Origin of the sequence: Verticiella alkaliphila (assembly GCF_018904615.1) — a bacterium.
GTDB classification, from domain to species: domain Bacteria; phylum Pseudomonadota; class Gammaproteobacteria; order Burkholderiales; family Burkholderiaceae_B; genus Verticiella; species Verticiella alkaliphila.
On sequence record NZ_JADCNH010000006.1, the window covers coordinates 166,050 to 176,985 of the forward strand.

Annotated in this window: 8 protein-coding genes and 2 pseudogenes; 9 read left to right on the forward strand and 1 reads right to left on the reverse strand. The window is 67.4% G+C overall.

Annotated elements, in window-relative coordinates; all coding sequences use genetic code 11:
• Nucleotides 1-27: 27 nt before the first annotated feature.
• From IMZ29_RS06855 to IMZ29_RS06885, 7 genes are read left to right on the forward strand one after another with little or no spacing between them, the layout of a single operon-like run.
• Nucleotides 28-711, forward strand: a complete 684-nt coding sequence (locus tag IMZ29_RS06855; RefSeq protein WP_216182013.1) for an amino acid ABC transporter permease — start codon at nucleotides 28-30, stop codon at nucleotides 709-711.
• A 4-nt stretch (nucleotides 712-715) separates the two neighbouring features.
• Nucleotides 716-1,387 carry an amino acid ABC transporter permease gene (locus tag IMZ29_RS06860; RefSeq protein ID WP_216182016.1) on the forward strand — a complete coding sequence of 224 codons (672 nt, stop codon included), beginning with the start codon at nucleotides 716-718 and terminating at the stop codon, nucleotides 1,385-1,387.
• A gap of 13 nt (nucleotides 1,388-1,400) precedes the next feature.
• Nucleotides 1,401-2,129 carry an amino acid ABC transporter ATP-binding protein gene (locus tag IMZ29_RS06865; RefSeq protein WP_216182019.1) on the forward strand — a complete coding sequence of 243 codons (729 nt, stop codon included), beginning with the start codon at nucleotides 1,401-1,403 and terminating at the stop codon, nucleotides 2,127-2,129.
• Between the two features lie 59 nt (nucleotides 2,130-2,188).
• Nucleotides 2,189-2,983, forward strand: a complete 795-nt coding sequence (locus tag IMZ29_RS06870; protein ID WP_216182020.1) for a transporter substrate-binding domain-containing protein — start codon at nucleotides 2,189-2,191, stop codon at nucleotides 2,981-2,983.
• Between the two features lie 26 nt (nucleotides 2,984-3,009).
• A complete protein-coding gene (locus tag IMZ29_RS06875; RefSeq protein WP_216182022.1) occupies nucleotides 3,010-3,549 on the forward strand; it encodes a VOC family protein in 540 nt (179 codons plus the stop codon).
• Nucleotides 3,550-3,606: 57 nt separating this feature from the next.
• Nucleotides 3,607-4,905, forward strand: a complete 1,299-nt coding sequence (locus tag IMZ29_RS06880; RefSeq protein ID WP_216182024.1) for a ribulose-bisphosphate carboxylase large subunit family protein — start codon at nucleotides 3,607-3,609, stop codon at nucleotides 4,903-4,905.
• A 2-nt stretch (nucleotides 4,906-4,907) separates the two neighbouring features.
• On the forward strand, nucleotides 4,908-6,248 hold the full coding sequence (locus IMZ29_RS06885; RefSeq protein WP_253206917.1) for a four-carbon acid sugar kinase family protein: 1,341 nt from the start codon (nucleotides 4,908-4,910) through the stop codon (nucleotides 6,246-6,248).
• 49 nt (nucleotides 6,249-6,297) lie between these two features.
• Here IMZ29_RS06885 and IMZ29_RS06890 read toward each other — a convergent pair whose 3' ends face one another.
• Nucleotides 6,298-6,936: a DUF4136 domain-containing protein gene (locus IMZ29_RS06890; RefSeq protein WP_216182026.1), complete on the reverse strand. Its 639-nt coding sequence runs from the start codon at nucleotides 6,934-6,936 to the stop codon at nucleotides 6,298-6,300.
• A gap of 132 nt (nucleotides 6,937-7,068) precedes the next feature.
• Here IMZ29_RS06890 and pepN point away from each other — a divergent pair.
• A pseudogene (gene pepN / locus IMZ29_RS06895) lies at nucleotides 7,069-9,803 on the forward strand (aminopeptidase N).
• A pseudogene (locus IMZ29_RS06900) lies at nucleotides 9,800-10,818 on the forward strand (class 1 fructose-bisphosphatase). Before pepN ends, IMZ29_RS06900 begins: the two co-directional pseudogenes overlap by 4 nt.
• Nucleotides 10,819-10,936 lie beyond the last annotated feature (118 nt).

Below are 10,936 nucleotides of genomic sequence, written 5' to 3' on the forward strand. Positions count from 1 at the left end.
GCCTGGCCGCGCCGCGTAGATCCCCGCATGACGTATCAATTCGACTTCGCCACGGTGCTGGCGCAATGGCCGCAGTTCCTGGAAGGCGCGTGGCTCACGATCCAGCTGTCCTTTCCGGCCACCATCATCGGCTTCATCTGCGGCACGCTCTTGGCCATCGGCCGGCGCAGCGGCACCGGCCTCATCGCCCGCGCCTGCGGCTTCTATGTGGAGATCATCCGCAACACGCCGCTGCTGGTGCAGATCTTCCTGGTGTTCTTCGGGCTGGCCACGCTGGGCTGGAAGGTGTCGGCGTTCTCTGCCGCCCTCCTCGCCCTGGTCATCAACGTGGCCGCCTACAGCTGCGAGATCATGCGCGCCGGCATGGATTCGATCCACAAGGGCCAGGTGGAAGCCGCGGAGTGCCTGGGTCTGACCAAGGCACAGGCGTACTGGCACGTGATCCTTCGGCCGGCCATGGAGAACGTCTATCCCGCGCTCACGAGCCAGTTCGTGCTGCTGATGCTGGCGTCCTCCGTGACCTCGCAGATCTCGGTGGAAGAGCTCACCGCGGTGGCGGCCCACGTGCAGGCCGATACCTTCCGCCCGTTCGAGGCCTACATCGTGGTCGCCGTGGCGTATCTGGCGCTCTCGCTGCTGATGCGCCTGGGCCTGTGGGCCTTCGGGCAACTCATCTTCACCCGCCGGCGCCGGCTCAAGACCGCAGGCTGACACCATGATCAACTCCGGATTCACCCTCGATCACTGGCTCTTCCTCCTGCAGGGAGCCGTCTGGACCATCGCCTTGTCACTGATCGCCTTCGTGGGTGGCGGCCTGGCGGGCGGCGTCGTGGCCTTGGCCCGCGTGAGCCCCGTCAGGGCCATCCGCTGGATCGCGCTGGGCTACGTGCAGATCGTGCAGGGCACGCCGCTGCTCGTGCTGCTCTTCCTGTCGTACTTCGGGCTGAGCATCTTCGGCTTTTCGCTGCCGGGCATCGCCGCGGCCAGCATCTCGATGATCATCTACGTGAGCGCCTATCTGGGCGAGATCTGGCGTGGCTGCATCGAATCGGTCGCCAAGACGCAATGGGAAGCGGCCGAATGCCTGGCGCTCACCCGCACCCAGCGCCTGCGCTACGTGATCCTGCCGCAGGCCGTGCGCATCGCCACGCCCTCCACGGTGGGCTTCATGGTGCAGATCGTGAAGAACACCTCGCTCGCCTCGATCGTGGGCTTCGTCGAGCTCGTGCGTGCCGGCCAGCTCATCAACAACTCGATCTTCCAGCCGTTCCTCGTGTACGTGCTGATCGCCGTCCTGTATTTCGCCATGTGCTATCCGCTGTCGGTCTGGAGCCGCAAGCTCGAGCATCGCCTGCACTTCGCCACCCGCCAGCCGGCCGACGCCTGAAGGAGCCTTCTCCATGTCCACCGTCGTTGAACTCAAGGACGTCCACAAGCGATTCGGCAGCAACGCCGTGCTCAAGGGCGTGTCCTTTTCCATTGCCAAGGGCCAGGTCACGGCCATCATCGGTCGTAGCGGCTCGGGCAAGAGCACCGCGTTGCGCTGCATGGATCGCCTGGAGGTGATCGACAGCGGCAGCATCAACGTCTGCGGCCATGCGCTGCACGATCCGCAGATCGACCTGCGCGTGCTGCGCCAGGATGTCGGCATCGTCTTCCAGAGCTACAACCTCTTCCCGCACCTGACGGTGGAAGAGAACATCATGCTCGCGCCCACCGTGGTGAAGAAGATGCGCCGCGCCGATGCGCACGCGATCGCCATGCGCACGTTGACGCAAGTGGGCCTGGCGGACAAGGCCAAGTCCTATCCCGAGCAGCTCTCGGGCGGCCAACAGCAACGCGTGGCGATCGCGCGCTCACTGGCCATGGAGCCCAAGGTCATGCTGTTCGACGAGGTGACCTCGGCACTCGATCCGCAATTGACCGGCGAAGTGCTGCGCGTGATCGAAAAGCTCGCCGCCGACGGCATGACCATGGTGCTCGTGACCCACGAGATGGAGTTCGCGAGCAAGGTGGCCGACACCATCATCTTCATGCATGAAGGCCGTGTCTGGGAAACCGGCACGGGCGACATGCTGCGCCATCCGCAGACCGAGGAACTGCAAGCCTTCCTCGCCGGCGGCCTCTGATCGCTCGACCCTAGAACGCAGTCCCTGATGCACTGACACCCACAAGAACGGAGACTTCCATGAACCTGCGCAAGACCCTGCTGCCTACTCTCCTCGCCGCTGCCCTGGGCGCCTTCTCCACCGGCGCCTCGGCCGAGCTCGCCGACATCAAGAAGGCCGGCACCATCCGCGTCGCCATCGATCTGGGCGCGCCCTTCTACGGCTACGTCGACGACAAGATGCAGCCCATCGGCTCGGACGTCGAAGCCGCCCGGCTGCTCGCGCAAGACCTGGGCGTGAAGCTCGAGATCGTGCAGACCACGAACTCCGGCCGTATCCCGAACCTGCTGTCGAACAAGGCAGATCTGGTGATCTCGTCGCTGTCGATCACCGAAGAGCGCGCCAGGGCCGTCGACTTCTCGATTCCCTACGGCGCCATCCAGGCGGCGGTGGGCGCCCCCAAGAGCCTCGAGATCAAGAACATGGCCGATCTGGCCGGCAAATCCGTGGCCGTGACGCGCGGCGGCCCGCAGGACAAGCTCATCTCTGCCCGCGCGCCCGACGCCAAGGTGGTGCGCTTCGATGACGAGGCGGCCTCGATCACCGCGGCCGCGAGCGGCCAGGCGGACATCGTGGCGATCACCCCGCCCATCATCCAGGCCATCGCCAACCGCAATCCCGCCCGCGAATTCGAAGTGAAGTTCGTGATCGAGTCCTACAAGCTCGGCATCGCGCTGCGCAAGAACGAGCCTGAACTCAAGGGCTGGGTCGATGAATGGGTCAAGAAGAACCTTGCCAATGGCAAGTTGAACGAGATCCACATGAAGTACGCCGGCGTGCCGATCCCGGACGAGATCGTCCAGGGCGCGAAGTAAGCACGGCGGCCCCACAGGAACACATCATGAGCAGAATTTTTGGCGAGATCCGCCAACTGGGTTACGTCGTGCCGGACATCGAAGCGGCGATGGCGTACTGGAGCAAGACCCTGGGCGTCGGCCCCTGGTTCTACAACCCCCAGGTGCCGATCGAGAACTACCGCTACCGCGGCGAGACCCACGTACCGCACAACTCGGTGGCGCTCGCCAACTCGGGCGACGTGCAGGTCGAGCTGATCCAGTGTCGCAACGACGTGCCTTCCATGTACCGCGATTTCCTGCGCGCCGGGCGCACCGGGCTGCAGCACGTCGCCTACTGGACGGAGGACTACGACAACGCGCTCGCCAAGGCGGAAAGCCACGGCCTGCACGTCGTGATGAGTGGCGAAGTCGGTCGCAACGGCCGCTTCTGCTACTTCGACACGGAGTACCACCCCGGCGCCGTGGTGGAGCTCTCCGAGGTGGCGGGCCCCAAGGGCGAGCTCTTTCGTCGCATCCGCGCGGCCTCGCAAGGGTGGGACGGCAGCGATCCTGTGCGCCCTTTCCCCGATCTTTCCACGCTGTAAACGGGCACCGGCATCGCTTTCGGGCGGTGCCCTGCCCCGCTCGCCCAGGTCCCTGCCATGAGTCCCGATCACTTCGAAGCCACCTACCTCATCGAAACTCCGCACGATCCGGCCAAGGTGGCCGAGGTGATCGCGGGCGAGCAATCCTGCGGCACGTTCACCCGCGTCGCGGGTGAAACGGACGATGTACGGGCCCGCGCCCGTGCCTCGACGCTCGCGGTCGAACACCTGGAGACGGTCAATACGCCGTCCCTGTCCAACGCGCTGCTCGAGCGCCTGGGCAACAGGGGGCCCTGGCATCGCGCCCGCGTCACCCTGCAGTTTCCCACGGCCAACACCCGCGCCAACCTGCCTACGCTCGTGGCCACGGTGTGCGGCAATCTCTACGATCTGGGCGAAGTGACCGGGCTGCGTCTGGAATCCGTGCGCGTGCCGGACGGCTACCGCCGCCAGTTCGATCTGCCCAAGGTGGGCATCGAGGGCACCCGCGCGGCCACCGGTGTGCGCCGCGGCGCACTCGTCGGCACCATCATCAAGCCCAGTGTGGGCCTCACCACGGCGGAGACGGCGGCGCTGGTGGCCCAGCTGTGTGCCGCCGGCATCGACGTCATCAAGGACGACGAAGTCAGCGCGGATTCCGTGCATGCGCCGATGGCGGACCGCGTACCGGCCGTGATGCGCGTGATCCGGGAGCACGCCGAGCGCACGGGCAAGCAGGTGATGTATGCCTTCAACATCACCGATGAAGTCGATGCCATGCGTCGTCATGCCGACTTGGTCGCGCGCGAGGGCGGCAGCTGCGTCATGGCGAGCCTGAACTGGATCGGGCATGCCGGGCTGCAGACATTGCGCCGCCACACTCCGCTCGCGATCCACGGGCACCGCAACGGCTATGGCGCGCTCTCGCGTCATCCGCTGCTGGGCATCTCGGTGGAGGCCTACCAGACGCTGTGGCGATTGGGCGGCGTGGATCACATGCACGTGCACGGTCTGCAGGGCAAATTCGCCCAGCCCGATGCCGAAGTCGAGGCGGCCATCGCCGATTGCTATCGCCCGCTGGGCGAGGATTCCGACGATGTCGTGATGCCCATCGTGTCCTCCGGTCAGTGGGCCGGCACCGTGCAGGCGACGTGGGATGCCGCGGGCCGCGACGACGTGATGTTCATGGCGGGCGGCGGCATCCTCGCCCATCCGGACGGCGCGGCTGCCGGCGTGACGAGTATCCGCCAGGCCTGGCAGGCCGCGGCCGACGGCATCTCGGTGAACGAGGCGGCCAGCCAGGCACCCGAGCTCGCGCGCGCCCTGGACTTCTTTGGCAAGACGGCGGCGCACGGCAAGCCCGCCCGCAAGGACTGATCATGCCCGACACGCGCAAGCCGGTCTTCGGCTGGTACGGCGACGACTTCACCGGCGCCACGGACACGCTCGCCACCCTGGCCGCGCAAGGCTGCGCAGCCTGCTGTTCCTGGACGTGCCCGATGCCGCCACGCTGGCGCGCCGGGCCGCTGGACGCCATCGGCATCGCCGGCAGCGCGCGCGCCATGTCGCCCGAGGCGATGCGCGCGGCGCTCGCGCCCGTTGGCCGTTTCTTCGAAGGCCTGGGTGTGCCGGTACTCCACTACAAGGTGTGCTCCACCTTCGACAGCGCCCCCCAGGTGGGCAATATCGCCGTGGCGATCGAGACGCTCGCGCCGCACGTCGCGCAGCGCTTCGTGCCCATCATCGGCGGTCAGCCCAATCTCGGCCGTCATTGCGTCTTCGGACAGCTCTTTGCCCGCGCGGGCGCGCACGGCCAGACCTGGCGCATCGACCGGCACCCCACCATGAGCCGTCACCCGGTGACGCCGATGCTTGAGGCCGATCTGGTGATGCACTTCGGCCGTCTTGGCCTCGCGCCCATCGCAGCCGTGCACTGCCCCGCGTACCGCGAAGACCCGGAGGCGGCGTTGGCCGCCGCGTTGGCCCGCCTGCCCGCCGACGCGCTGCAACCGGTGCTGTTCGACGCGCTGACGGACGACGATCTCGACGTGATCGGGCGGCTGTTGACGGCGCGCCTGGCGGCGGGCTCGCTCTTGGCCGTGGGTGGCAGCAGTGTCGTACATGCAGTGGCGCAGACGTTGCGGGCGCGCGCCGGTCACGTCAGTGCGCGAACCGAATCTCACGCACTCGCGCCCGCCAGCGGGCCGGTCTTCGTCTTTGCCGGCAGTCTGTCTCCCGTGACGGCGCGTCAGATCGACGCCGCCACCCGGTACCGTCGCATGGCCGCCCACCCGCAACGCTGGCTGACCGAGGCAAGCTACCGCGCCGAGCTTCTCTCTGACGTCCTGGCCGGCCTGCAAGCGGGACAGAACGTGTTGCTCTACACCGGCGACGCGTCCGAGGCCGCCGTGGATACGACCGCCGCAGCCACCGCTGCGCGCCTGAGCGCGGATTTCATCGCAGAGGTCGTTCACCGCCAGGCCGAACGTGCCCCGTTGGGCCGCGTCGGCATTGCTGGTGGCGACACGTCCAGCCATGCCACGCTGGCCCTGGGCCTGTGGGGGCTGTCGTATCAGATGCGTCTGGACGCCGGTGTGACCGTATCGCGCACGCACAGCCACACCCCGACGCTGGACGGCGTGGAGCTGATGCTCAAAGGGGGGCAAGTGGGTGGCGACGACATCTTCGATCGCCTGGTCACCGGCAGCCCGGCGGGCTGAGCGCGACCAGGCGCTATGGGCCGATGGGGTCGGCCCACAGCGCCGCACCTTACTGGCGGCGCGGCACCTGAACCGTGCGCGTCTGGCCGTTACCGTACGGGAAGTCCGCGAACACGGCCTGAGCAAGGTAGGGCATGGCGTCGACCATGCTGTCCGGCCCGCCGGCGTGCATCGCCCGGCCCTGGAACACTTCCTGGCCGCCGCGGCTCGCATCGCGGATCGACACTTCCAGGATATTGCGATACGCCGTCACGGGGACGGCCTGGTAGGCCGGATAGCCGCCGAACGGAAAGCCCATGCCCCAGCCCCACGGCCCACGTCCGTAGTATCCGTAGCCGTAGAACGGCGGCGGGAACGGCGCGGGCGTCTCCGCGTACGTCTGGAAGGGCTCAGTGCGGTAGGTGAAACCCACCGTGAAGCGCGCCGGCCGGCTGCCGGGCTGGGCCTCCACCAGGCCGACACTGCCCAGACTGGAGCGAATGACGTCCTCGTAGGACCGCTGCTCCAAGGATTCCTGGCGGCTGTCGGCGGCGAAACGATAGGTGGCGCCCACGGCGTCTGCCGGCCACTGCTGGAAGGTGGTGACGCGGGCGTTGAAGGGGCTGGCAGCGCAGCCAGCCAGCGCCGCGGTGGCAGCTACGGCGGCCAACGTGGCACGCAGGGAGCGCAATCGCAGGGGGTGTTTCATGATTTCCTCCCGTCGGGACGGGAATGGCCCAGCATGGCGCATGCCACGCCAAGGATTCAAGGGAGATTCTACGCTGCCGCAGGCGCGTGCGTACCCGCGTAAAATCGGCGAATCCCGTCCATGAGGCTTTTCATGCGCAACGATATTCCCGTCACCATCCGGCGCCACGATTACCAACCCTACCCGTTCACGATCGCCGCGGTGGACCTGGTGTTCGAGCTCGATCCCGCCAGCACCCAGGTCACGGCCACCTTCGCCGTGGCGCGCACGGATGGCCGCGCGGACGGCCCGCTCGTCCTGCAGGGCGAGGATCTGGAGCTCGTCGGCATCCGGGTGGATGGCCAGGCCCTCGGCGCCGAGCGCTACACCCTCACGCCCGAGACGCTGAGCATCGCTGGCCTGCCCGCGCAATGCCAGGTCGAGATCACGAGCCGCTGCCGGCCGCAGGAGAACTCCACGCTGATGGGCCTGTACGTGTCCAACGGCGTCTTCTTCACGCAATGCGAAGCCGAGGGCTTTCGTCGCATCACCTGGTTTGCCGATCGCCCGGACGTGATGAGCGAGTACACGGTGACGGTGCGCGGAGACCGGGCGCAGTTTCCCGTGCTGCTGTCCAACGGCAACCTGGTCGCCGAACAGGATCTGGCCGACGGCCGCCACGAGGCGCGCTGGCACGACCCCTTCCCCAAGCCGTGCTATCTCTTCGCGCTGGTCGCAGGCAAGCTCGCCTGGCGCGAGACGCGGGTGAAGACCCGATCGGGCCGCGAGGTGCTGCTGCAGGTCTATACCGATCCGGGTAACGAGGACAAGACCGGCTGGGCGCTCGAATCGCTCGAGCGCTCGCTGCGCTGGGATGAATCGCGCTTCGATCTGGAGCTGGATCTGGACCGCTTCATGATCGTGGCCGCGCGCGACTTCAACATGGGCGCGATGGAGAACAAGGGCCTGAACGTGTTCAACGCGGCCTATGTGCTCGCGGACCCGGACAGCGCCACGGACGCCAACTACAGCGCCATCGAGGCCGTGATCGGCCACGAGTACTTCCACAACTGGACGGGCAACCGCGTCACCTGCCGTGACTGGTTCCAGCTGAGCCTGAAGGAAGGCCTCACGGTGTTCCGTGACCAGGAATTCACAGCGGACATGATGGCCGCCGCCCTGACGGCCCAGGGCGGCCTCGCGGGCGATGCGCTGGTCGCGGCACAGGCGAGCGCGCGCGCCGTGAAGCGCATCGACGACGTGATCGCACTGCGCGCCGCGCAGTTTCCCGAGGATGCCGGGCCCATGGCCCATCCGATCCGCCCGGAGAGCTACCAGGAGATCGGCAACTTCTACACTGCCACGGTGTACGAGAAAGGCGCCGAAGTCATCCGCATGCAGCACACGCTGCTGGGCGAGACGGGTTTCCAGGAAGGCATGGCGGAGTACTTCCGCCGTCACGACGGTCAAGCCGTCACCTGCGACGATTTCGTGGCCGCCATGGAATCTGTCTATGTGCGTCAGCATCCCGACCGCAACCTCGACGTCTTTCGCGGCTGGTATGGCCAGGCCGGCACGCCGCGCGTCAAGGTGACCTTGTCCCACGATGCGGCCGCCGGCACCTGCACCGTGACGCTCGCGCAGCGCTGCCCGCCCGTGGGCGTCGAAAAGCTCGCCGCCGTGGACAAGGCCCCACTGCACATTCCGTTTGCGCTCGGCTTGCTCGATGCGCAGGGCAAGCCGCTGTCGCTGCGCCTGGACACAGGGGACGAAGCCCAGGACACCGCGCTGCTCGAACTCACGACGGCCGAGCAATCCTGGACGTTCCACGGCATCGCCGCCCGGCCGGTGCCCTCGCTGCTGCGTGACTTTTCCGCACCGGTGATCGTCGAGTACGACTACACCGACGAGGAACTCGCGCTACTGCTCGCGCACGACACCAACGCCTTCGCGCGCTGGGAGGCGGGCCAGGAGCTCGCAGCCCGCCACATCCTCGCGCGCGTCGCGGCCGAGGCCACGGGCGCGACGGCGCCCGACGTCGCGCCGCTGGTGTCTGCCTGGCGAGCCGTGCTCGCGACCCGGTCGTGGATCCCGCCTGGCGCGCACGCGCGTTGGCGCTGCCCACCGAAAAGGTGCTGGGCGAGCGCATGGGCGAGATCGATCCGCCGGCGATCGCCCGCGCGCGCGATGCGGTGCGTGCCGCCATCGGCGCGGCCCTGGCCGAGCCGCTGCGCGCCACGATCGCGGCGAACCAGACCTCGGGCGAGTACTCGCCCGATCCGCTGGCCGCCGGCCGCCGGGATCTGAAGAATCTCGCGCTCGCCTATCTCATGGCGGGCGGCAGCGCCGCGGGCGAGACGATCGCCCGAGCGCAGTATGACGGCGCCACCAACATGACGGACCGTCTGGCGGCGCTCGGCGTGCTGGTCAACTATGCCAGTGCCGACGCCGCTGCCGGGCCGCTCGCGAGCTTTCACGCCCGCTACCAGCGCGATCCGCTCGTCGTCGACAAGTGGTTCGCCCTGCAGGCGACGGCGCGCACGTCGACGGTGGATACCGTCCGCGCCCTCCTCGCCCACCCGGACTTCACGCTGCGCAACCCGAATCGCGCCCGCGCGCTGGTGTTCCAGTTCTGCCTGAACAACCCGCGCGCCTTCCACGCGGCCGACGGCTCAGGCTACGCCTTCTGGGCGGAGCAAGTGCTGGCGCTCAACGCGCTGAACCCGGAGATCGCCGCCCGCCTCGCCCGTGGCATGGAGCAGTGGACGCGCCACGTGCCCGCCCTGCGTGCGCCGATGCGCGAGGCCCTGGAGCGCGTGCGCGGCCACGAAGGACTGTCCCGAAACGTCACTGAAATCGTATCCAAAGCCCTGGAGATATCCGCTTGAAACGCAAGACTCTTACCCAGTTCCTCATCGAGCAGCAGCGCGGTGACCGGCAGCTGCCGGCCGACGTGCGCCTGCTCATCGAGGTCGTGGCCCGCGCCTGCAAGACCATCGGCCATCACGTGAGCAAGGGCGCGCTGGGCGGCGTGCTCGGCAGCCTGGACAGCGAGAACGTCCAGGGCGAAGTGCAGAAGAAGCTGGACGTGCTGTCCAACGAAATCCTGCTCGAAGCCAACGAGTGGGGCGGCAATCTCGCCGCCATGGCGTCCGAGGAAATGGACACCATCCACCCGATCCCCAACGCCTACCCGCGTGGCGGCTACCTGCTGCTTTTCGATCCCCTCGATGGTTCGTCCAACATCGACGTGAACGTGTCGATCGGCACCATCTTCTCGGTGCTGCGCATGCCCGAGGACGCCAACGGCCGCGAAGCCACGGAAGCGGACTTCCTGCAGCCAGGCCAGAAGCAGGTCGCGGCGGGCTACGCCGTCTATGGCCCGCAGACGGTGCTCGTGCTCACGCTGGGCAACGGCGTCTTCGGCTTCACACTGGATCGCGAGATGGGCTCCTGGGTGCTCACGCAGGAAAACGTGCAGATCCCTGCGGACACCAAGGAATTCGCCATCAACGCGTCCAACATGCGCCACTGGGCCCCGCCCGTGAAGCGCTACGTGGACGAGTGCCTGGCCGGCAAGACCGGCCGCGCGGCAAGGATTTCAACATGCGCTGGATCGCCTCCATGGTGGCCGACGTGCATCGCATCCTGACCCGTGGCGGCATCTTCATGTACCCCTGGGACGCTCGCGAACCCGGCAAGCCCGGCAAGCTGCGGCTGATGTACGAAGCCAACCCGATGAGCATGCTCATCGAGCAGGCGGGCGGCGCCGCCACCAACGGCACCCAGCGCATCCTCGAGGTGCAACCGCAAGGCCTGCACGAGCGCGTGAGCGTCATCCTGGGCTCGAAGAACGAAGTCGAGCGCGTGACGGCCTACCATCAGGAAACGCCGTCGGCGTAATCGTGTGCAGGCATGAAAAAGCCCCGCGTCGATGAACTGCGCCCCAAAAGTTGGACACGGATCCAACTTTTGGGGTGTTTTTCATGGCGAAGTACGACGAGCAGTTCAAGCTGACCGT

Excerpts from the sequence above, each read along its gene's own strand:
- IMZ29_RS06885 (WP_253206917.1), top strand. The coding sequence starts at position 4,908 with ATGCCCGACACGCGCAAGCCGGTCTTCGGCTGGTACGGCGACGACTTC.
- IMZ29_RS06855 (WP_216182013.1), top strand. The coding sequence starts at position 28 with ATGACGTATCAATTCGACTTCGCCACGGTGCTGGCGCAATGGCCGCAG.
- IMZ29_RS06860 (WP_216182016.1), top strand. The coding sequence starts at position 716 with ATGATCAACTCCGGATTCACCCTCGATCACTGGCTCTTCCTCCTGCAG.
- IMZ29_RS06865 (WP_216182019.1), top strand. The coding sequence starts at position 1,401 with ATGTCCACCGTCGTTGAACTCAAGGACGTCCACAAGCGATTCGGCAGC.
- IMZ29_RS06890 (WP_216182026.1), bottom strand. The coding sequence starts at position 6,936 with ATGAAACACCCCCTGCGATTGCGCTCCCTGCGTGCCACGTTGGCCGCC.
- IMZ29_RS06875 (WP_216182022.1), top strand. The coding sequence starts at position 3,010 with ATGAGCAGAATTTTTGGCGAGATCCGCCAACTGGGTTACGTCGTGCCG.
- IMZ29_RS06880 (WP_216182024.1), top strand. The coding sequence starts at position 3,607 with ATGAGTCCCGATCACTTCGAAGCCACCTACCTCATCGAAACTCCGCAC.
- IMZ29_RS06870 (WP_216182020.1), top strand. The coding sequence starts at position 2,189 with ATGAACCTGCGCAAGACCCTGCTGCCTACTCTCCTCGCCGCTGCCCTG.